This is a genomic window from Methylobacterium oryzae (genome assembly GCF_036441375.1).
Taxonomy (GTDB): domain Bacteria; phylum Pseudomonadota; class Alphaproteobacteria; order Rhizobiales; family Beijerinckiaceae; genus Methylobacterium; species Methylobacterium oryzae_A.
Genome location: NZ_MLCA01000004.1, coordinates 1 through 21130, shown reverse-complemented (window position 1 = coordinate 21130; position 21130 = coordinate 1). Strand labels below are relative to the sequence as shown.

Below are 21130 nucleotides of genomic sequence, written 5' to 3'. Positions count from 1 at the left end.
CCTACCCGCACCGGCCATGCCGGTGGGACATCGTGAGCGGGACAGTGACGACCTGGAACTGCGACGCCGGCGCCTCCGGCCGGGGGATCGTCGCGGTGCGCCGGCCCGGCCGGCCGCCGCCCGGCGGATCCTGGAATCTCGCGGCGTTCGAGCGCCACCGCGCCGCCTATCTCGCGGGCGCGCGCCGCATCCTCGGCTGCCCGGCCCAGGCGGAGGACGTCGTCCAGGACGTGCTGCTCCGGCTGATCGCCGATCCACCGCCCCCGGCCGAGACGGCGATCCAGGCCGCCTATGTCGGGCGGATGGTGCGCAATCTCGCCCTCGACCGGGCGCGGCGGCAGGGCTTCGAGCGGCGCCTGTTCACCGGCCTCGACGCCGCCCCGGACCCGGCCGATCCCGGTACGGGGACCCCCGAGGCGGCCGCGGCATCGCGGGAATCCCTGCGGCAGGTGCAGGCCGCTGTGGCCGAGCTGCCGGAGCCGGTGCGCACGGCCTTCCGGCTCCACCGTGTCGAGGGCGTGCCGCAGATCGAGATCGCGGCCCGGCTCGGGGTCTCACGCGCCCTGGTGTGCGGTCTCGTGCGCCGCGGCCACCTGCACTGCCTCGCGGCCCTCGACCGGCGCTGCGCCGCCTGCCCGGCGCGCGGCGACGCCCCAGGCCAGGATCAGCGCGAGGCCGAGCCCGTCGGCCAGGAACTCGGCCGCGACCCGGCTGGCGAGCACCCCTGCGTAGCCGAGGAGCGGCGGCAGGATCAGCAGCGGCGGGATCAGCGCCAGCCCCTGCGCCGCCAGCGACACGGCGGCGGCCCGGCGCGGCGCGCCGATCGCCTGGAACAGGGTCGCGGCCGTGAGCTGTAGGCCCACCGGCATGAAGGCGAGAGCGAAGACCGCGGTGGCGCGCGCGCCCTCGCGGGCGGTCGCGGGATCCCGCGCGAACAGGCCAGCGAGGGGCTCGGCCCAGGCGAGCATCAGGCCACCGACGACGAGCCCGTAGGCGAGGGCGGCGGCGAGCACGAAGGCGAGGGCGCGGTGCAGCCGGNGGCGCGGTGCAGCCGGTCCCGGCGGCCCGCGCCGGCGGCGTGGCCGAGCACCGCCTGGGCGCCCGCCATCGTCCCGAGGAGCGGCAGCGCCGCCACCAGGGTCAGACGCAGGGCGATCCCCTGCGCGGCGACCGCGGCGTCGCCGTAGGGGGCGGCCGCCTCCACGAACAGCGCCATCGCGAAGGCCGCGAGCAGGCTGGAGCCGGTGGCGGGCAGCGCGAGCGTCAGGGCCTCGCCGAGGGCCCCGCGCCCGATCCGGCCGCCGGGCCACCGGATCGACACCCGGTCCGGTCCCCGCGCCCGAGCGAAATGCAGGCCGTAGGCGGCCGCCCCCGCGAGCTGCGCGCCGATCGCCGCCCAGCCGGCGCCGACGGTGCCGAGGCCGCAGACCCGGATCAGCAGCACGTCGAGCAGGATGTTGAGGCCGAAGCTGCCGACCATGACGGCGCCGCTGAGGCGCGCGTGGCCCTGGGCGCGCACGACGAACCCGCCGACGATCATCACCAGCATGAGGGCCGTGCCGATCGTGGCCAGCGCCGTGTAGGGCGCGGCCTCCGCGGCGAGGGCGGGGTCGGCGCCGAGGAGTCGCAGCCAGAACGGGGTGTCGGCCGCGATCGCCCCCGTGACGGCGAGCCCGGCCGGCAGGCTCAGCCAGAAGCCCAGGCCGGCGGCGGCCGCGGCCCGGTCGGCATCCCCCGCCCCGAGGGCGCGGGAGACCTGCGAGGCCGCCGCGATCCCGGCCCCGTAGCCGAGCGCCGCGACCAGCAGCGTCACCGGGTACGCCAGGGCGATGGTGGCGATCGCGGCGGCGCCGAGATCGGCCACGAACCACGCGTTGACCAGCATCTGCAGCGCGTGGGCCGAGATGCCGAGGATCGCCGGCCCGGACAGCCGCAGGACCAGGGCGACGACCCGGTCCTGGTCGAGATCGACCGGCCGCATCACGGGGTCGCGGCGGCCGAGCGGATCGCCGCGCGGGCGGCCCGCTCCTCGGCGAGGATCGTCCGCGCGATCGCGCCGGCCCGCACGGGCAGGATCGACAGCAGCGTCTCGGTCAGCCCGTGGGTCGGTTCGCTGAAGCCCTGGAGGTGCAGGCTCACCCGGGGCTCGGCCCGCTGCAGCGGCAGGCGGTAGTTCCGGTCGGCGGTCGTGGCGGCCATGAACGGGCGCAGGGGCTCGAGGAGCGCCGGCACGGTGGCGCGCTGGTAGCCGGTGGCGCAGATCACGGCCGCGTAGCTCTGCCGCTCCGTGGTCCCGTCGACGTCGTCGCGCAGGGTCGCGCTCAAGCCCTCGGCGGCCGGGTCCAGCGCCACGACCCGGGTGCTGCGCCGCAGCCGGTAGCGGGTCACCCCGCTCACCGTCTGCTCGTAGAGGGTGGCGTAGAAGTCCTGGATCAGGTCGGCGTCGACCACCGCGTAGTTGGTGGCGCGGTGGGCCGCGATCAGCTCCGCCCGAACCGGCGCCGGGGCGTCGTGGATCCGGTCGACGGAGGCCGGGTCGAAGATCTCGTTGACGAAGGGGCTGTCGTCGGCGGGCTTCAGGGCGGGCCCGCGGATCGCGAGGTCGACGAGCGCCCGCGGGTAGCGCGCGCCGAGATCGGTGACGATCTCCACGGCGCTCTGGCCGCCGCCCACCACCAAGATGCGGGGCTCGGGCCCGTCCAAGCGCGGCGCCCCGAGGGCCTGGGCGATCCCCGGCAGGTACCAGGAGGAGTGGATCAGCCGCCGGTCCCGCGCGTGGGCCGCGAACGGGGCGGGGATCGCCGGGTCACCGCCCGCCGCCACGACGAGGTGGCGGCAGCGGCGCGGGCGGCGCGTCCCGGCGCCGTCCCGGGCCTCGACCACGAAGGCGGCGAGCCGGCCGTCGCGGATCTCCGGCCGCACGATCTCGACGGTCTCGCCGTACGCGACCGCGTCCGAGAACTGGTCCGCCGCCCAGGCGAGGTAGTCGTTGTACTCGACCCGCGACGGAGTGAACGTCTTGAGGTTGAGGAAGGTGCTGAGCCGCCCCTTCACGTGCAGGTAGTTGAGGAAGCTGAACGGGCTCGTCGGGTCGCGCAGGGACACGAGGTCCTTCACGAAGCTGATCTGCATGTCGGCGCCGGGCAGCATCATCGCCCGGTGCCAGCCGAACCGCTCCTGCCGCTCGATGAACCGCAGCGACGGCCGCGGCGGCCCGTCGCCGGTCGCGTCCCGGAGGGCGATGGCCAGGGACAGGTTGGCCGGGCCGAAGCCGATCCCGATGATGTCGTCGGTCGCGGGGTGATCCGTCATCGCTCGCATCTCTGTTCGCGCAGGGCGGTCTAGGCCGGCACGGCGGGGGGCCGCGGCGCGGCGTCGGCGGCGGCCGCGCCCGGCACCCAGAGCCGGTCGCGGACGAAGTGCTCGCGCGACAGGGCGACGAGGGCCGCGCGCTTGTGGGGGAAGTCGACGGTGGCGATCGTCGCGAAGCCGGAGCCGTGGAGGTTCCGGATCTGCTGGGCGTGATCGGCCCGCGGCTCGCCGACGACGCGCCGCGTGCGCGGCTCGTCGAGGAACAGGTAGTGCATCAGCGACGGCAGCCAGGCGGAGAGATAGGGCCGCCCGCGCACGGCCGCGTCGCCGATCGCGACGTGCCAGCCGCGGTCGTAGGGACCGGATTCGTAGAGCGGCCCGAGGCGGCTCTCCCGCGCCCAGTACAGCTCGAAATAGCCGAAGGGCTTGCCGTCGAGGCAGCCGAACAGCGGCAGGGTCGCGGGGTCGGCCCGGAGCGCGGCGATGTAGGCGGCGTGCGCCTCCAGGGTGCCGGTCTCCTGCCAGACCGCGGCGACCCGGGGGTCGTTCATCCAGGCCGAGAACAGGGCGACGTCGCCCGGCTCCGTCATCGTGCGGAAACTCAGGCGCCGGCCGAGCCAGGGGATCGCCCGCGCGTAGACCGTGCCGGCGGGCGTCCGGGGCCGCAGCGGGTGGCGGCGGCCGGCCGTGACGGTGAACAGCTCGGGGAAGGGCGGACGCGCCGCCGGGAGCCAGCGGGCGGCGCATTGCCAGAGGAGCCCCGGCAGGATCTCGACCCCGTCGCCGGCGGGCCGGGCCGCGCCGAGGTCGAGCAGCCGTCCGTACGTCGCCGGATCGGCCGCGACGCCGATGCGCAGGACCTGCGTGTCCTCGGCGGTCAGCGCCTCGGCGCGCGCCAGGATTGCCTCCGCGGCCGCCGCCGGCTCGACCGGCTCGGCGAGGCGGATCACCGGTGCGTCCCGGGTCCCGCCCAGGGTGAGAGGCACCTGTGCGACCACCTGCGCGGCCGCCTGCGCGGCTGCCTGCGCTCCGTCATCGTGGATCCGCGCCGGATGCGCGCCGGCATCGCGCGACCGTGGCCTCGAAGCGTCCGTCATCCGTCCTCCGCGTGTCGCCGGCACCGCCGCGTCGCCGGCACCTTCCTGACGGATGGGACCGCCCGGCGTTCAGGAGTTTCGTGCGGGCGGCGTCCGCCGACTCCGGGCGCGCGATCGTGAACCGCGCCCCGCCTCAACCGTCACTCCGTCGAAGCCCGGAGCGGCGCAGGAGCGAGCGGATGGACAGGGACGGCCAGGAGGCGAGCGCGGACACGGGTGCGGGCGCGGCCCCGAGCACGGTCGACGAAGCGGCCGCGGACTGGACCCGCGGGCCGGTCGTGGTGGCCTTCGACCGGGCCGGGCACGGCGCCTTCTGGCCGCCCGACCGAGCGCTGCCCGCCGGCTGGACCAGGGCGCACGGCCCCTGCGGGATCGCGGCGGCGCGGGACTGGATCGCGGATCCGGCGCACNGCCGGAGCCGATGGTGCCGGCGAGCCTGACGATCCTCGACCGGCTGCCGGTCACCGCCAACGGCAAGGTCGACCGCAACGCCCTGCCGGATCCCGCCGCCGACGACCCGCGCGGGCGCCCGCCCGGCACCGCCACGGAGCGGCGCCTCGCCGGGATCTGGTCCGAGTGCCTGGGCTTCCCGGTCCGGGCGGCGGACCGGCGCTTCTTCGCGCTCGGCGGCGATTCCCTGTCGGCCCTGCGGCTGGTGGCGCGCCTGCGCCTCATCGCCCCGCGGGGCGGGATCGGCGTGGCGGATCTCCTGCGCGACCCGACCGTCGCGGAGCTGGCGGACCGGATCGACGCCGGATCGGAGGCCGCCGACGAGGGCCTCGCCCCCCTGGTCCGGCTGTCCGCCGGCCGGGCGGAGAGCGGCCGGCCGCTGCTGGTGCTGTTCCCGGGGCTGCTCGTCAGCACCCGCGAATACGAGCCCCTGGTCGCCCATCTCGGCCCCGGGCAGGAGGCGCACGGCTTCCTCTGCGCCTCCCTGGTCGAGGCGGTCCGGCCGCTGCCGCCGGTGGCCGACCTCGCGGCGGCCTACGCCGAGCGGGTCCGCGACCTGATGCGCGGCCGCGCGGGGTCCTGCGTCTTCCTCGGCTGGTCCTGGGGCGGCGTGCTCGCCTACGAGACCGCCCGGCGGCTCGGCCCCGGCTTCCCCCTGGACTGGGTCGGCATGCTCGACGCCTGCGGCCTGGAGGCCAACTTCGCCCCCGGCGCCGGCCGGCCGGTCGAGCCCGCGGAGCGGGCGGCGCACGAGGCCCTCGTCGAGGCGTGGCTCGCGCGCGCGCCGATGCGCGCGCACTGGGAGGCCCTGCGCGCCCGCATGGACCCGGAGGCCGCCGTGCAGTTCCTGCGCTTCCTGGCCGCCGAGCCGCAGCCCCTGCCGGCCGACGGTCCCGAGGTCGGCAGCCGGGAGCGGATGCTCTGGACGCTCGTCGACCACGCGATCCAGTTCCGGTCCCTCCGCCTGGATCCCGGCACGGTGCCGGTCCGCAGCTTCGTGGCGGCGGAGTCGCGGGCCCGCGGCCTGCCGGTGATCGACTGGGCGCCCCTCACCGACCGGCTCCTCGGGGTGGAGACCGTCCCCGAGACGGATCACCTCGACATCGTCCTGTCGCCGCACCTCCACGACCGGATCGCCGCGCTGACGGCGCCCGCCGCCCGGGGCCCTGCACACGCCCCCGCCTGGACCGCCGCCTGACATGCGGGAGCCCGAACCGACCTTCGAGACCCTGCGCGACGCCCATGTGGCGGCGCTCACCGGCTCCCTGATCGACGGCCTCGAGCACGGCCCCGGGGGCGCCGGCTACGTCTGGTCGCGCAGCATCCCGGACCCGACCCTGAACTTCGCCTTCGGGGTGCACCGTCCCGACCAGTTCGCCTGGGCGGGCGCGGCGGCCCTCGGGCGCGCCCGGGCGCCGGCCTTCCTGGCCCGGGACGACGGGGAGATCGCGCTGCTGCGCGCCCTGTTCGAGCCCGCGATCCTCTACCCGGCGAGCTGGATGGTGGCACGGCCGCTTCCGGCGCCGGCCCCGGCCGGCAGCGCCGTCACCGTGCAGGCGAGGCCCGCGCCGGGGCCGGATTTCGAGCGGGTCTTCGCCCACCTGTCCGACGCGCCGGGCGTGCGGGCGCATCTGCGCCGCTACTACATCCCGGCGCTGCGGGCCTCCGGACGGGCGCGGGCGGGGCCGCGTCGATCACCCCGATGTCGATCGCCACCGCGCGGGCGAGCGCCGCCGCCAGGGGCGCGCAATCGGCCAGATGCACGCCGTCCCGGTGCGGGCCCGGGCCGGTGAGCCCCCCGGTGCCGACGCGCCACGCCGCGAACGGGTCGAAGACGGCGTGGCCCCCCGCGGCGCAGAGCGCCGCGAGGCGATCCGAGAAGACCGCGACGGCGGCGGGATCCCGGCCGGTCGCGTCGGCCCCGATCGGCGGGACGGCCGCGACGAAGACCTGCGCGGCCCAGGCCTCCAGGCTGCGCAGGATGGCCCGGACATCGGCCTCGAACCGGTCGACCACCCGGGCCCGCTCGGGATGCCGCCAGAGCGGGATGTCGTTGGTGCCGATGATCAGCACCGCGGCCGCGGTACTGCCGCCGGCCGCGATGTTGATGCAGCGCCGGCCGCCGAGATCCGGCGTTCCGACGAACTCGGCGTGGGAATTGCCGGCGAGCAGCACGCTGCCGGGCTTGGCCGCCCGGAGCGCCGCGCGGATGCCGGGATTCCGCTCGGCGAAGCGATGCCCGACGATCCGGCCGTGCCGCCAGTGGCGGGCGGCGGTCTCGATCCAGTGGGCGCCCATGGCTGACCTGATCAGGCGTGAGGGATCGGCCGCTCCCGTACGGGCGGGACCGGAGGACGACGGGTGGGGCCGGCCCGTCGCCCGAAGACGGGCCGCAACAGGCCGCGCGCGGCCGGACGACTTGCCGCCGCGCGATGAGGCGTCGGAAACACTTGGAGAGACGATCCGATACATGGGCCGTCTTCCCGATCTGTATGTGGGAAAAAATCACACGTCAATCGGGCGGCCGGGGTGACGGGCCCCGGTGGCGGGCCGGACGCCTTCCGGCGGCCGCGCCGCCGCGCTACCTCGGAGATCGCGGGGCGCCGTCGGCCGCCCGGGAGCGTCGGGGAGCCAGGATGGCGAGCGAGATGATCAGGGACCGGGTCTTCATCGTCACGGGCGCGGGCTCGGGCCTGGGGGAGGCGGCCGCGCGGGGCCTCGCGGCGGCGGGGGCCCGGGTGGTCGTCGCCGACATCGCCCGCGAGGCCGGCGCCCGGGTGGCGGCGGATCTCGGGGCGCAGGCCCGCTTCGCCGAGACGGACGTCACCCGCGAGGCGGACGGCGCGGCGGCGGTCCGGACGGCGCTGGACGCGTTCGGGCACCTCCACGGGCTCGTGAACTGCGCCGGCATCGCGCCGGGGGAGAAGGTGGTCGGCCGCGACGGGCCGCACCGGCTCGAGACCTTCGCGCGGGCGGTCTCGGTCAACCTCGTCGGCACGTTCAACATGATCCGGCTGGCCGCCGACGCCATCGCCCGCGAGGCGCCGGACGCGGCGGGCGCCCGGGGCGTGATCGTGAACACCGCCTCAATCGCGGCCTTCGACGGTCAGATCGGGCAGGCCGCCTACGCGGCCTCGAAGGGCGGCGTGGTCGCCATGACGCTGCCCGTCGCCCGGGAACTCGCCCGGCACGGCATCCGGGTGGTGACCATCGCCCCTGGCATCTTCGAGACGCCGATGATGGCGGGCCTGCCCCAGGACGTGCAGAACACGCTCGGCCAGAGCGTGCCGTTCCCGCCGCGCCTCGGCCGCCCGTCGGAATACGCCGATCTCGTCCGGCACATCTGCGAGAACCCGATGCTGAACGGCGAGACCATCCGGCTCGACGGGGCGCTCCGGATGCCGCCGCGCTGACGGCTCAGCCGATCGACACGCTGGTCAGGACATCGGCGGCGCGGCGGACCTCGGCGGCGATCATCTCCTCGCTCGGGCCGTCGATCGGCATGTCCGACAGGATCGCCGCGACGTCGCGCTTCACATCCTCGCGGATCTCCGGGTTCTCCTCGGAGAGCCGCCCGATCAGGACGCCGAGCACGATCTCCAGGGCGGACAGCTTGGCGTGCAGGCGGGTGAACTCGTCCAGCGGCTCGGGCTCGTGCGCGGTCATGGCCTGCTCCATCGGGGGGACCTCCGCCGTCGCCCAGGGGCGCGCCGGATCGTCCGCGTGTCATACAGGGGCGCCGGCCGCCCGTCTCGCCGGACGGTCGAGCCCGCGCGGCCCGATGCTCCGCCGGGAGACCGGAGCCGAATTTTTTCCCGATCGCGGGCAACCGGATTTCCGGACCCGACGTTTCACGCACCCGTGAATGAACCCGCGAAGGGACACCCCGCCATGATCACCCGTCTCACCGCCGCCGCCGGCCTCCTCGCCCTCTCCACCGGCCTCGCCCTGGCCCAGACGCCCACCGCGACCCCCGCCGAGCCCGCCTCCAAGGCCGACAGCAACCTGAAGGAGTGGCAGGTCGCCAAGGCCGCCAAGGTCGGCCTCGCCCAGGCGCTCGCCACCGCCGAGTCGCAGGGCGACGAGAAGGGCGGCCGCGCCATCGACGCCGATTTCGAGAAGGCCGGCAGCAAGGATCCGGCCCACTACGCGATCAAGGTCGTGTACCCGAGCGGCAAGCTCGTCGAGTACGGCATCAACGCCGATACCGGCGCCCTCTACAAGACCGAGAACCAGCCGATCGAGCGCTACTTCACCCGGCTGAAGGCCTCCGACTTCCAGAACGCCAAGACCTCGCTGAAGGACGCGCTCGCCATCGCCGAGCAGAAGGCTGGCGGCGGCAAGGCCTACGAGGCCGAGGTCGAGAAGGACGGTTCCGCGGTCCAGTACGAGATCAAGGTCGCCGGCGCCGACAAGGAGCAGGAGGTCAAGGTCGGGCCGGACGGCAAGGTCCTGAACTGAGGCCTCGGGCTGCGACGGAAGCCCGTCGCAGCCCCCACGTCTCCGCGCGGCGCGCGGCCGTCAGGGCGGCGCCGCGCTGATCCGGGGCGCGCCGCCCCGGGTCGCCGCACTCCGGCGCGACAGCAGCACGGTCGCGTCGGCCGCTGCAACCTGTCGCCCCGGACCCGAACGCCCGTCCCGGCCATTGCCCTCGCACGCGGCGGCCCGAGCGGCCGCGGGGCGGGGAGGGCGGCATGGACGCGCGCGCAGGGGAAACCGACGGCCATCTCGGCCAGTCCCACACCCGGGTCGAGGGACCCGACAAGGTCACCGGCCGGGCCCTGTACAGCTCCGACCACACCGGGCCGGAGACCGGCATCGCCCACGCGGCCCTGGTGACCAGCACCATCGCCCGGGGCCGCGTCACCGGGTTCGACCTCGCGGTGGCCGAGCGGGTGCCGGGACTCCTGGGGATCTTCACCCACCGGGACTTCGCGGGCGCGGTGGCGCCGGTGAAGCACCTGATGGCGGGCGGTTTCGCCAACAGCTCGCACCGGCCCCTCGACTCCGACGCGGTGGCGTATGCCGGCCAGATCGTGGCCCTCGTGGTCGCCGAGACCCTGGCAGCCGCCGAGGCGGCGGCCGGCGCGGTCCGGGTCGCCTACGCGGAGGAGCCCGCCGCCGGCGGCTTCGACGCGCCCGGTGCCGAGACCGTGCGCCTCGCCGACCTGAAGCCCCACCACGAGGACATCGCCCGGGGCGAGGCGGAGGCTGGCTTGGCGGACGCGGCCGTCCGGGTCGAGGCGCGCTACGAGACCCCGGTCCAGCACCACAACCCGATCGAGCTGTTCACCACCCGGGCCGCCTGGGACGGCGACCGGCTCACCGTCCACGAGCCGACCCGCTACGTCGGCGCCGTGCAGCACGGGCTCGCGGCGCAGCTCGGGCTCGATCCCGCGAACGTGCGGGTGGTGGCGGGCCTGATCGGCGGCCATTTCGGCTCGAAATTCGCCCTGTCGCAGCACACCGCGCTGGTCGCCCTGGCGGCCCGGCGCCTCGGCCGGCCGGTCTCGCTGGTGCCGAGCCGCCGGCAGTGCTTCACCATCGCCAATTACCGGCCGGAATCGCGCCACCGCATCCGCCTCGGCGCCGACCGGACGGGCCGGTTCAGCGCCCTGGTGCACGAGGCCGACACCGTGACGTCGCGCTTCGATCCCTTCGTGATGGAGGGCGCGGAGGTGACCGCGAGCCTCTACGCCTGCCCGAACATCCGCACCGAGGAGCGGGCCGTGCGGGTCGACCGCAACACGCCCGGGCCGATGCGGGCGCCGCCGGAAGTGCCGTTCCTGTTCGCCCTGGAGAGCGCCGTCGACGAGATGGCCGCGGCCCTCGGCCTGGACCCGATCGAGCTGCGCCGGCGCAACGACACGGCGGTCGATCCGGTCAGCGGAAAACCGTTCTCGACCCGGCCGCTGATGGCCTGTTTCGAGGCCGGCGCGCGGGCCTTCGGCTGGTCGCGCCGGGTGCCGCGCCCGGGCTCGATGCACGAAGGACCCTGGCGGGTGGGCCTGGGCTGCGCGACCTCGGTGCGGCCCACCAAGATCGCCGCGGCGACGATGCGGGTCCGGCTCGGCCCGGACGGGTCCGCCGAGGTGGCCTGCGCGCACCACGAGATCGGCAACGGTATCACCACGCTGCTCGCGATGGGCGCCGCGGACGGGCTCGGCGTGGCGGTCGAGCGGGTCAGGGTCCGGCTCGGCGACACGGACCTGCCGGCGGCGGGCATCTCGGGCGGGTCGAGCACGACCACCAGCCTGATGGGCGCCCTGGCGCTGGGCTGTGCGCAGCTCCGCGAAACCCTGGCGCAGGCGGCGACTGGGCAGGGCGGGCGCCTCGCCGGCCGGGATCCGGGCTCGTTGCGCCTCGTCGGGGGTCGGCTCGCGGCCCCGGACGGGACCGGGATCACCTTCGCCGAGGCGGTCGGCACCGGGGGTGCGGAGACGGTCGCGGAGTTCGTGCCCGAGGGCAGCGACCGGGAGACGGCGCTCAAGGGTCTGCGCGGCGGCCATATCGGGCTCAGCCTGGGCGGCGCGGGGAAGGCGGTGTCCTGGGGCTTCGGCGCGCAGTTCGCGGAAGTCCACGTCCACGCCGAGACCGGGGAGATCCGGGTGGCCCGGCTCACCGGCGCCTTCGCGGCGGGGCGGATCCTCAACCCGCTGACCGCGAAGAGCCAGCTCATGGGCGGGATGATCTGGGGCCTCGGCTCGGCGCTGCTCGAGGAGACGGTGCTGGACGGCGCCGCCTACCGCAACCCCGACCTCGCCGAGTACCTCGTCCCGACGGCGGCCGACGCGCCGGAGGTCGAGGCGCTGCTGGTGCCCGATCCCGACGATCAGGTCGACGCGCTGGGCCTGAAGGGCCTGGGCGAGCTCGGGATCATCGGCGTGAACGCCGCCATCGCCAACGCCGTCCACCACGCCACCGGCCGCCGCATCCGGAGCCTGCCGATCCGGCTGGAGGACGTGGCGTGAGGGAGAGGACGGGCGCGGACTTGCAAATCGCCCCCCTCATCGTGAGCTGCGGCGCAGCCGCCTCGAAGGGGGGGCTCCAGGGAACGCAGCGGAGGTCTCCTTCGAGGCCTCCGCTGCGTTCCGGCACCTCAGGATGAGGGGAGGGTTGGACGTCGCCCGAGGGCCGGACGTCCCGCCCCCTACTCCATCGTCGGCGCGAGCTTCTTCACGCTCGCGACGTCCTCGCCGAGCCACGCCGCGTTCTTGGCGGTGCCGTCGAAGGTGGCGCTCGTCTTGAACAGCTCGTACTTGCCCTCCAGCGCGTAGGGCTTCGACCGCGACAGCAGCTCGGCCACCGCCGCCTTGTCCATCGGCTTGAAGGTCTTCACCGCCTCGAAGGCCTGGTCGAGGTCGCGCTGGTTCTGGATGCCGGTGATCACCACCGAGACCGGCAGGTTCAGCGAGAAGTGCAGGTACTCGATCGGCTTGATCGGCGCGTCCGCCTTCAGGATAACGCCGTCACCGAAGGTCTTCATGGCGAGCGGCGCGATGCCGTTCTGCACGAGATACGGCAGGACGAGGTGGCTGAACGAGCGGAAATGCGCGTCCATCACGTTGACGGGCATCTGCACGGAATCGAAGTGGAAGCCGCGCTCGGCCGCCACCTCCAGCATCTGCAGGTGGATGCGCGGATCCTTGTGGCCGGTGAAGCCGATGTAGCGCAGCTTGCCCTGGCGTTTGGCCTCCAGGAAGCCCTCCATGGCGCCGCCCTCGGCGAAGACCCGGTCCGGGTCGTCGTAGCGCAGGATCTCGTGGTGCTGGACGAGGTCGATCCGGTCGGTGCGCAGGCGCAGGAGCGACTGGTCGATCTGCTTGAGCGCCTCCTCCTTGGTCCGCCCGTCCATCTTGGACATCAGGAAGACCTTGTCGCGGTAGCCGCCCTGGGCCAGGGCCGCGCCCATGCGCAGCTCCGAGCGCCCGTCGTTGTAGTCCCAGCAATTGTCCATGAAGGTGATGCCGCGGTCGATCCCGGCATGGATCAGCCGCGTCGCCTCGTCGTCGGTCACCGCGCTCTTGCCGAGGTGGAACCCGCCCATGCCGATCGCCGAGATCTTCTCCGACGTCCGGCCGAAGGAACGATAGAGCATCTCGCCCCGGCGCTCGCCGGGATCGTTGACGAAGGGCAGGTCCGCGGGGTCCTGCGGGCGGGTGTTCGGGAGCGCGGGGGCGTTCACGGCCGCACCCGCGCTGCCGGCGCCGGCAAGGCCCGCGCCGAGCACGGCGCCCTGGAGGAAGCTGCGGCGTTCCATCGGCTGTCTCCGTTCGAGGATGTCCTGGTGAGGGGAAGTATTGCGTCGGGCCGCGTCATCGTTCGGTCCCCGTGGCGAGGCGTCCCGCCGCGTGGAGCAGGCGCAGGGCGGCGCAGGCGGCGCCGTAGCCGTTGTCGATGTTGACCACCGTGATGCCCGGCGCGCAGCTCGCCAGCACCGCCTCGAGCGCCACCCGGCCGCCCGCCGCGACGCCGTAGCCCACGGAGGTCGGGACCGCGATCACCGCGCCGGCCACGAGGCCGCCGACGACGCTGGGCAGCGCCGCATCCATGCCGGCGGCGACGATCACCACCGGATGCGCGCGGATCTCCTCGATCCGCGTGGTCAGCCGCCACAGGCCGGCGACGCCGACATCGGCGAAGAGCGAGGCCGGCCGCCCGGCATAGGCCAGCACCCGCAGGGCCTCGCGGGCGACGGGCACGTCCGAGGTGCCGGCCGCCACCACGGCGACCCGGGCCGGGCCGGTGACCCGCGGCGCCTCGCCGAACACCGCCGTGCGCGAGACCGGGCAATAGTCGAGCCGCGCCGCATCCCTGAGCCGGTCGCGCTTCTCCGGGTCGAGGCGGGTGAGGAGCAGCGAGGCGCCGCGCGCCTGGGCAGCCTCCAAGATCGCGTCGATCTGCTCCGGGCTCTTGCCGGCGCAGAAGATCGCCTCCTCCAGCCCGATCCGCTCGGACCGGGCGAAATCCAGGGTGAATTCTTCGGCGATGCTCACGCCCGGGCCTCCCGCGGCTCGACCAGGAAGGCGCTCCCGACCCGGTAGGGGGCGAACCGGACGAGGCCGGCGAGACGCGCCGGCGCGATCGCCCGGATGCCGGCCCCGAGCTTTTCGCGATCCGCGGCGTCGAGGGCGGCGAGGCTCCCGGGATCGAGCTCCACCACCACCCCCTCGGCGCGCACCCGGCACCGGACGGCGCGCTTGGCGCCGCTATCCGCATCGAGCGCCCCGCCGACCAGCCGCTCGACGGCGTGGATGAAGCCCAGGGTCTCCGGCTCGATCGCGATGCCGGTCTCGACCCGGCTCGACAGGCAGGGCGCGGCCGGCAGCTCCGCCACGGCGCCGAGGCCGAGGTCGCGGGCCAGCGCCCGGACGGCGGCCTTGTCGAACCCCGCCTCCACGTAGGGATGGCGCACGCGGTGCTCCCGGGCGGCGTCGAGGCCGGGGCGGTACTCGCCGAGGTCGTCGCGGTTGGCGCCCGACAGGATCTGCCGGTCGGTGACGCGCCGGACCGCGCCGTACAGGTTGGTCTTGCAGAAGAAGCAGCGGTTGACCGGGTTCGCCCGGTAGGCCGGGTCGGCGAACTCGCCGGCCTCGATCACCCGTAAGGACCAGCCCTCGCGGGCGGCCTCGGCGCGGACCCGCGCGGTCGCCTCCGCGGGCACGGCCGGCGAGACCGCGTGCACCACGAGGGTGGCGGCCGGCGCCAGCCGGTGGGCGAGGGTGGCGAGCGTCAGGCTGTCGACCCCGCCGCTCACCGCCACCGCGACGGGGCCGAGCCCCGCCAGGACAGATTCGAGATTCTGGCGCGTCACCGCTCCTCCTGCTCCTGTTCCAGGGCGAGGCGCTCGGCCTCGCGGCGCAGGGCGACCCGCATCGCGTGGCCCGCACGATCGCGGGCGTCGTCGGCCTCGGCCTTGGCGGTGCGCCCGCCCGGGCGATCGACGATCTTCACGCGAACGGACCGGCCGTCGTGCTCCACCGCGCGGGCGGCGCGTTCGAGCACCGCGCCCTCCACCCGGTGGTAACGCAGTCCGATGGTCGTGGTCTCCCGGAAGCAGGCAGCGATCGCCGCCTCCAGGCATTCCGGGCGGACCAGGACCTGGATCCGGGCCATCATCCGGCCCTTCTTGCCGATGACCGGCATCTGAACGACGTCCACGACACCGGGCTCCGCGCGCAGCCGGTCGAGGCCCATGGCGAGATCCTCGCCGGACTGGTCGTCGACCTCGAACGCGATGACGGTGAGCGCCCGCCGGCCCGGACCGGGGGAGGCCTCCTCCAGCACCAGGGCGCGCAGGCAGTTGCTCAGGCCCGGCAGGACCTTCGTGCCGAAGCCGATGCCGGTGCGCCCGAGGATGCCCCGGGGGCGGCCCCGCCCGGGATCGTCGCCGCAGAGGTGGCGCAGGATCGCCGCCCCTGTGGGGGTGACGCGCTCGCCGGGGATCCCGTCGTCGAGGGTCGCGAAGCCGTCGAGCAGCAGCGTCGTGGCCGGCGCCGGGACGAAGAGGGGACCGTGCTGGGTCCGCACCCGTCCGGAGCCGAGCGGCAGGGCCGAGACGCTCCAGCTCCGGACCTCCAGCGCGGCGATCAGGTGGGCGGCCGCCACGATGTCGGCGATCGAGTCGAAGGCCCCGACCTCGTGGAACGCCACCGCCTCGACCGCGATGCCGTGCACCCGGGCCTCGGCGTCGGCCAGATGCCCGAAGATGCCGAGCGCGTGCGCCCGCACGGCGGGCGCGAGATCGGCCGCTCCCAGCGCGGCGCGGATCTCCGACCAGGGCCGGTGGCCGTGGTCGTGCGCGTGACTGTGATCGTGACTGTGAGTGTGAGGGTGATCGTGCCCGTGGGCATGGTCGTGCGGCGCGGGGTGTTCGTGCCGAAGTGGCGCGGGCCGGGGCTCCGGGCCGGGCGCCGACACGGCGAAGCGCGCCCCGCTGAGGATCCCGTCATTGTGCGCCCGGACCGCGCAGGCGATGCGCGCGTCGACCGCCCGGATGCTGGCGGACACGCCGGCCTGATGCTCGGGGAAGGCGTCCAGCAGGGCGGCGGCGAACATGTCGCCGGCGACGCCGCCGAGCGCGTCGAGATGGATGTGCATCGTGTGTCGCGCGGGGCCCGTGGCGGGTGACAGTCCGCCTCAGATCGGCCGCGGCGCTCCCGCGACAAGGCGCGCGCGGCCTCCGGTGCCGCGGCGTATCGCCCGCGCCGCTCAGGAGAGCTGCAGGTAGGCGGGATCGAACAGCCCGCGCTCCCGCAGCCCGTCGAGGTCGCGGATCGTCAGGCGCCGGCTGCGCAGGGCGACGAGGCCGCCGGTGCGCAGCTCCTTCAGGGTGCGGTTGATGTGCACGCTCGTCTGGCCGAGGGCGTCCGCGAGGTCGGGCTGGGTCACCGGCATCGGCAGCGTCATCCCGTCCGCGAGGCCCACGCGCGTCAGCCGCAGATGCAGCTCGCAGAACAGGTGCGCCAGCCGCTCGATCGCCGAGCGCCGGCCGACGCTGGCGATCCACTCGCGGTGGATGGCCGTGGCGGCGAGCAATTCCCGCCACAGGCATTCCTCGACGGCGGGGCGGCCGCGGATCGCCTCGCCGATCTGGTCCGGGGCGATCCGCGCGACGGTGACGGGGGTCAGCGCACCGATGGCGTGGTCCATGCGCGCCCGGCGGAACACGAACGGATCGCACAGGTCGCCCGGCAGGAGCAGCGCCACGATCGCCCGCCGCCCGTCCGGGAACTGCTTGTACCGGCAGGCCCAGCCGTCGAGGATCAGATGCGTGTGATACGGGTCGCTCTGCTGCCCCTCGATATCCTGCCGGGCCGCGACGTGGCGGACATGCAGGCGCCCCAACCCGTCGAGCACCGCGCGGTCCTCGGGCGCGAGCCGGACATGCCGCTCCATCTTCCGAACGAACGGGTTCTCCACGTCCGCCTCCGGTCAGATCACCGCGGCGCCGGCGTGCCGGCGGCCGTCAGGCGGAGCGCGACCGGGACCGGCGGCGCGACGGCGCTGCGGACGGGAGGGCGGGCGCCCGAGCCGGCAACGGCACGGGACCGGGCGAGGGCGCGTCCGTCCGCAGCGGCCCGCACGACGGCGCCACCAAGGGTGTCGATGAAATAATGAGGCACGGATATTTCTATCGGCAGGGGGCCAAACCGTCGTCCGAACATCGAAGTCCGGATCTTCTTGATCGGCTTGTGCCTGCAGCAGAAAAACGTGCGCCAACCTGTGTTAAGTCGGCCTTCTCGCCCGCGATGGCCTCCCCACGAGGCCCTCCCCACGAGGCCCTTCGCCCGTGAGGGTGGCCGGGTGCGGCGCTACTCCGCGGCGGCGCCCACCGTATCGGCCATGCGCGCCCGGCGGGTGCCGAGCGGCTGCGGCTCGCCGACGGTCGTGTCCTCGGCGGTCTGATGCTCCATCTCGGCATTCACCTGGGCGCCGGCCAGCACGATCATGGTCGAGAGCCAGATCCAGGTCATGAAGCCGATCGCCGCGCCGAGCGAGCCGTAGGTCTTGTTGTAGCTGCCGAAATGGGCGACGTACCAGGAGAACAGCAGCGACGCGACGATCCACAGAACGGCCGCGAGGGCGCCACCGGGCGTGACCCAGCGCCAGCGCGGCGCGTCCCGGCTCGGCCCGTAGCGATAGAGCACGGCGAGCCCGAGCAGCACCGCCACGAGCAGGACCGGCCACCGCAGCAGCGCCAGCCACCACGCATCAGCGCCGAGCCCGACGAATTCCAGGGCCACCGGCACCACCACCACGGCGGCCAGCGCCAGCAGGAGGAACAGGAGCGCGCCCGCCGTGAAGGTGAGGGAGACGAGATTGAGCACGAAGAAGTTGCGCTTCTCGCGCTCGTTGTAGACGAGATTGAGGGCGTCGAAGACGTGCTTCACGCCGCCATTGGCGCTCCACACCGACAGGACGATGCTGATGAGCAGGCTGAACCCGAGGGTGGTGTTACCCTGCTCGTTCAGCCGCTTCACCTGATCGCCGACGATCTCCAGGGCGCCCTGGGGCAGGATGCCCTGGAGGCTGGCGAGCTGGTCGTTGATGGTCGAGGCATCGGCCACGAGCCCGTAGCACGAGACCAGGGCCGCCACCGCCGGGAAGATCGCCAGGAGCGTGAAGAAGGTGACGCCGGCCGCGATCAGCGACAGGCGGTTCTCGCCGATATCGTGATAGGCGCGCAGCGCGATGTCCTTCCAGCCCTTCGCGGGGATCTCGGTCGGCGTCGAGGCCCTCCGCCCGCGATCGGCCTCGGTCCGGGCGACGGCGTGGGCCTCCAACCCGGCGTGCGCGGGCGACGGCCGGCGCGCCCCGTCCCGGTCGGCGGACCGGCCGGGGGCCCGGTCGGCCGGCCGAGGGACCGGCCGCGCCTCGGGCCGACCCCGCCGGCCGGCGGGGGAGGGCGACGAGGCCGATCAGCGCGGTGGCGAGGGCGAGCGTCCAGACCGTCGAGGCGCCTCCCTCGGGAGCGGCGGTCCCGGCGCGGGCTGGATCGGGGGCAGGCATCGGCGACCTCGGCAGGATTCGGGCAGACATGGGGCGGGACCTTCGGGTCCGCCCCGGACATGTTTGGGTCGACGCGTCCGGGGCGGCGCGATCGAATGGCCGCAGCTGCGAGGAGGAACGCCGCGGCGCGCGAATGGGTTCGCCGTGCAATTGCAACTCGACGGCGGACGACGCGGAGAACCGGCATGGCGCGCCTGGACGGCGGGACGGTGGTCATCACCGGGGCCTCGAGCGGCATCGGCCGGGCGGCGGCCGAGGCCTTCGCGGCGCGGGGCGCCCGGGTGGTCCTGGCGGCGCGGCGGGCCGACGTGCTCGACAGAATCGTCCGCGAGCTGCGCGCGTCGGGCGCCGAGGCCGTCGCGGTGCCCACCGACGTCACCGAGCCCGAGGCCGTGGACGCCCTGGCCCGGGCGGCGCTCCGGGCCTTCGGCGGTATCGACGTCTGGATCAACAACGCCGGGGTCGGGGTGTTCGGCCCCCTGCTGGACGCCCCCCTGGACCTGCACCGGCAGACGATCGCGGTGAACCTGCTGGGCGCCGTGCACGGCGCCTACGCCGTGCTGCCGCACTTCCTCGACCGCGGCCGGGGGACGCTGATCAACACGGTCTCGATGGGCGGCTGGGCGCCGACGCCCTTCGCCGCGGCCTACACGGCGAGCAAGTTCGGCCTGCGCGGCTTCTCGGCGAGCCTGCGCCAGGAACTCGCCCGGCACCGGCACGTCCACGTCTGCGCCGTGTTCCCCGCCATCGTCGACACGCCGGGCCTGGAGCACGGCGCCAATGTCAGCGGCCGGCGGCTCAATCCCGGGCACCTGTACTACGCGCCCGAGGCCGTGGCCGAGACCTATCTCCGCCTCGTGCGCCACCCGCGCGACGAGGTCGCGGTCGGCTGGCCGGCCCGCCTTGCCCAGGTCGGCTACGCGCTCGCCCCGTACCCAACCGAGCACCTGATGGGCGCCGGGTTCCGGTGGGCCCTCGATCGGGCAGAGCCCGGGCCGCGCACGCACGGGGCCCTGCGCGCGCCGACGCCGCAGGGCACGCGCGCCGACGGCGGCTGGCGTACCCGCAAGCACGTCCCCGATGCCGGGACGCTGAGCGCGGCGCTCGCCGCCGCGGGGGCCTGCGCGGCGATCCTCGCCGGCCTCGCGGCGACGCGCCGGTTCGGTCGGCGCGGCTGAGCCCCGATCGGGCGAAGCGCTAACCCATGTTGCGGCATGGGTGGCCCGGGCACGCCACAAACGGTCCTCGGGGCTTGACCGGCCCGCCCGCCGACGACCGGACCGAATGCCCGATACCGAAGGCTCATCGCTCCTCGATCCCGTCGCGGATCTCGCAGAGGAGGCCGGGGAGGAGACCCGCTTCGGCCTGCCGGAGGCCGTGCGGGCCCATCTCGGCACCCTGCTCGGCCGCACCTACGACCGGATCGGCCTGGACGCGGGCGCCGCCACGGACCCCTTCGCCGACCTGCTCGCGCGCCTGGAGATCGCCCTCGCGCAGGCCGAGGGCGATCGGGACAAGACCTTCCGCGCCGGCCTGCTGGAGGTGGTTCCGGCGCTGCACCGGTTCGCGGTCTCGCTGACGCGCGACCCCGCCGCGGCGGACGATCTCGTGCAGGACACCCTGCTGCGCGGCTGGCGCGGCCGCGGCGGCTTCACCCCCGGGACCAACCTGGAGGCGTGGCTGTTCACGATCCTCCGCAACGTCTTCTACAGCCAGCACCGGAAGCAGGGTCGCGAGGTCGCCGACACCGACGGCAACTACGCCGAGCGGCTGACCAGCATCCCCGAGCAGGGGGGCCATCTCGACCTGCAGGACGTGCGCGCGGCCCTCGACCGCCTCGCTCCGGTGATGCGGGAGGCCCTGGTCCTCGTGGCGATCGAGAACCTGAGCTACGAGGAAGCCGCCGTCGTGATGAACTGCCGGATCGGCACCGTGAAGAGCCGGGTCTGGCGCGCCCGCGAGCAGCTCGCGCGGATGCTCGGCTACGGCGGCGACGAGATCGGCAGCGACGGGGTCATGCTGTCGGTGACCGGCACCTCGGCCTGATCACGAGGATTTTCACGATCGAATACGCCAATCCGAAACTTCGACGGCCGTATTCGTCAACAAATTGACTTAGGTGAAAGCGGCCGCGCCCCCGCCTGGGCGATATGGAGCGGGTTGGGTCGATCCGTCGACTCGGCCGGGCTCCCATCGGTGTGACATCCCCCCGATCCACCGATGGGAGCCTCTTCACCGGCAGCCGCGGCGGGTGCGCGGGCCGGATGCTCCCCCCTCCGAATCTCAGGTCGCGCCGCCCCGATCCGCGTCGAGCTGCTGCAGCAGCTCCGCCAGCCGGGGATCCAGCGCCTCGTCGATCACCGGATCGTACATCGCCCGCATCTGATGGCCGAGCCGCACGCGCGTCTGCGCGTCGAGGATCGGGCCGCCCGCGATGGGCACCACCCGCAGGGCGGACGGTGCCGCGCCGGGAGCGTAGCGTTCGGTCGGTCTCGGGGCGGCAAGCCGGTGTTCGGGCCGGTGTTCGGGCCGGTGTTCGGGATGAGGCATGCCCTCTACATCGGCCCGCACCCCCACCACGGCAACCACCGGCCGGTCCGACGGGCCGCTTTCGTCCGCCTCAGGCATCGTCCTCGGGGGCGAAGACCTCGCCCTTCTCGGCCAGCACGGTGTTCGCCGCGTCGCGGGCCAGCTCGTCCCGGGCGGCCGCGGGATCGGGGCGGCCGAGGGCGCGCGCGAGCGCGCCGTCCAGGCCGGGC

19 protein-coding genes and 2 pseudogenes are annotated in these 21130 nt (G+C 74.7%); 9 read left to right on the top strand and 12 right to left on the bottom strand.

Annotated features, from left to right (window positions below; all coding sequences use genetic code 11):
* The first annotated feature begins 32 nt into the window (after positions 1–32).
* Positions 33–857, top strand: coding sequence for a sigma-70 family RNA polymerase sigma factor (locus MOTC310_RS09875; protein WP_331301638.1), 825 nt, complete (start codon positions 33–35; stop codon positions 855–857).
* On the opposite strand, the pseudogene MOTC310_RS09870 reads toward MOTC310_RS09875, so the two are convergent.
* From MOTC310_RS09870 to MOTC310_RS09855, 4 genes and pseudogenes are all read right to left on the bottom strand, one after another.
* Positions 828–1013, bottom strand: a pseudogene (locus tag MOTC310_RS09870) (MATE family efflux transporter); the annotation flags it as partial. The gene MOTC310_RS09875 and the pseudogene MOTC310_RS09870 sit on opposite strands and share 30 nt — an antisense overlap.
* Positions 968–1885 (bottom strand): MATE family efflux transporter, encoded by a 918-nt coding sequence (locus tag MOTC310_RS09865; RefSeq protein WP_473753822.1) that lies wholly within the window; start codon positions 1883–1885, stop codon positions 968–970. The gene MOTC310_RS09865 and the pseudogene MOTC310_RS09870, both read right to left, overlap by 46 nt.
* 95 nt (positions 1886–1980) lie before the next feature.
* On the bottom strand, positions 1981–3312 hold the full coding sequence (locus tag MOTC310_RS09860) for a lysine N(6)-hydroxylase/L-ornithine N(5)-oxygenase family protein (RefSeq protein ID WP_331301636.1): 1332 nt from the start codon (positions 3310–3312) through the stop codon (positions 1981–1983).
* 29 nt (positions 3313–3341) lie between these two features.
* Positions 3342–4409 carry a GNAT family N-acetyltransferase gene (locus tag MOTC310_RS09855; RefSeq protein ID WP_331301635.1) on the bottom strand — a complete coding sequence of 356 codons (1068 nt, stop codon included), beginning with the start codon at positions 4407–4409 and terminating at the stop codon, positions 3342–3344.
* A gap of 421 nt (positions 4410–4830) precedes the next feature.
* Here MOTC310_RS09855 and MOTC310_RS09850 point away from each other — a divergent pair, with 421 nt between their 5' ends.
* The 4 genes from MOTC310_RS09850 to MOTC310_RS09835 all read left to right on the top strand — a co-directional run bounded on the left by MOTC310_RS09850 (position 4831) and on the right by MOTC310_RS09835 (position 8272).
* The gene (locus tag MOTC310_RS09850; protein WP_331301634.1) at positions 4831–6057 is read left to right on the top strand and encodes a phosphopantetheine-binding protein; all 1227 of its coding nucleotides are present in this window, start codon (positions 4831–4833) and stop codon (positions 6055–6057) included.
* A gap of 1 nt (position 6058) precedes the next feature.
* A complete protein-coding gene (locus MOTC310_RS09845; RefSeq protein ID WP_331301633.1) occupies positions 6059–6652 on the top strand; it encodes a hypothetical protein in 594 nt (197 codons plus the stop codon).
* A complete protein-coding gene (locus MOTC310_RS09840) occupies positions 6618–7163 on the top strand; it encodes a hypothetical protein (RefSeq protein ID WP_331301632.1) in 546 nt (181 codons plus the stop codon). Before MOTC310_RS09845 ends, MOTC310_RS09840 begins: the two co-directional genes overlap by 35 nt.
* A gap of 332 nt (positions 7164–7495) precedes the next feature.
* Positions 7496–8272, top strand: a complete 777-nt coding sequence (locus MOTC310_RS09835; RefSeq protein ID WP_331301631.1) for an SDR family NAD(P)-dependent oxidoreductase — start codon at positions 7496–7498, stop codon at positions 8270–8272.
* A 4-nt stretch (positions 8273–8276) separates the two neighbouring features.
* Here MOTC310_RS09835 and MOTC310_RS09830 read toward each other — a convergent pair whose 3' ends face one another.
* Positions 8277–8525: a hypothetical protein gene (locus tag MOTC310_RS09830; RefSeq protein ID WP_331291461.1), complete on the bottom strand. Its 249-nt coding sequence runs from the start codon at positions 8523–8525 to the stop codon at positions 8277–8279.
* A 225-nt stretch (positions 8526–8750) separates the two neighbouring features.
* Here MOTC310_RS09830 and MOTC310_RS09825 point away from each other — a divergent pair, with 225 nt between their 5' ends.
* Positions 8751–9320 (top strand): PepSY domain-containing protein, encoded by a 570-nt coding sequence (locus tag MOTC310_RS09825; RefSeq protein WP_331291462.1) that lies wholly within the window; start codon positions 8751–8753, stop codon positions 9318–9320.
* Positions 9321–9553: 233 nt separating this feature from the next.
* A complete protein-coding gene (locus tag MOTC310_RS09820; protein ID WP_331301630.1) occupies positions 9554–11830 on the top strand; it encodes a xanthine dehydrogenase family protein molybdopterin-binding subunit in 2277 nt (758 codons plus the stop codon).
* Positions 11831–12009: 179 nt separating this feature from the next.
* On the opposite strand, the gene MOTC310_RS09815 is transcribed toward MOTC310_RS09820, so the two are convergent.
* The 6 genes and pseudogenes from MOTC310_RS09815 to MOTC310_RS09790 form a co-directional block, all read right to left on the bottom strand.
* A complete protein-coding gene (locus tag MOTC310_RS09815) occupies positions 12010–13119 on the bottom strand; it encodes an aldo/keto reductase (protein WP_331301629.1) in 1110 nt (369 codons plus the stop codon).
* A gap of 55 nt (positions 13120–13174) precedes the next feature.
* Positions 13175–13855 carry a nickel pincer cofactor biosynthesis protein LarB gene (gene larB / locus MOTC310_RS09810; protein ID WP_331301628.1) on the bottom strand — a complete coding sequence of 227 codons (681 nt, stop codon included), beginning with the start codon at positions 13853–13855 and terminating at the stop codon, positions 13175–13177.
* On the bottom strand, positions 13852–14673 hold the full coding sequence (gene larE, locus MOTC310_RS09805; RefSeq protein ID WP_331301627.1) for an ATP-dependent sacrificial sulfur transferase LarE: 822 nt from the start codon (positions 14671–14673) through the stop codon (positions 13852–13854). The genes larB and larE overlap by 4 nt, the downstream gene beginning before the upstream one ends.
* A complete protein-coding gene (gene larC, locus MOTC310_RS09800; RefSeq protein ID WP_331301626.1) occupies positions 14670–15959 on the bottom strand; it encodes a nickel pincer cofactor biosynthesis protein LarC in 1290 nt (429 codons plus the stop codon). The genes larE and larC overlap by 4 nt, the downstream gene beginning before the upstream one ends.
* Positions 15960–16070: 111 nt before the next feature.
* On the bottom strand, positions 16071–16781 hold the full coding sequence (locus tag MOTC310_RS09795) for a Crp/Fnr family transcriptional regulator (protein WP_331291467.1): 711 nt from the start codon (positions 16779–16781) through the stop codon (positions 16071–16073).
* Positions 16782–17173: 392 nt separating this feature from the next.
* Positions 17174–18371: pseudogene (locus tag MOTC310_RS09790) on the bottom strand (YihY/virulence factor BrkB family protein).
* Between the two features lie 185 nt (positions 18372–18556).
* Here MOTC310_RS09790 and MOTC310_RS09785 point away from each other — a divergent pair.
* Positions 18557–19549 (top strand): SDR family oxidoreductase, encoded by a 993-nt coding sequence (locus MOTC310_RS09785; protein WP_331301625.1) that lies wholly within the window; start codon positions 18557–18559, stop codon positions 19547–19549.
* A gap of 106 nt (positions 19550–19655) precedes the next feature.
* Complete coding sequence (locus MOTC310_RS09780) at positions 19656–20417, top strand: sigma-70 family RNA polymerase sigma factor (RefSeq protein ID WP_331291468.1); 762 nt, start codon at positions 19656–19658, stop codon at positions 20415–20417.
* A 237-nt stretch (positions 20418–20654) separates the two neighbouring features.
* On the opposite strand, the gene MOTC310_RS09775 is transcribed toward MOTC310_RS09780, so the two are convergent.
* Positions 20655–20921 carry a hypothetical protein gene (locus MOTC310_RS09775; RefSeq protein ID WP_331301624.1) on the bottom strand — a complete coding sequence of 89 codons (267 nt, stop codon included), beginning with the start codon at positions 20919–20921 and terminating at the stop codon, positions 20655–20657.
* Between the last annotated feature and the right edge of the window lie 209 nt (positions 20922–21130).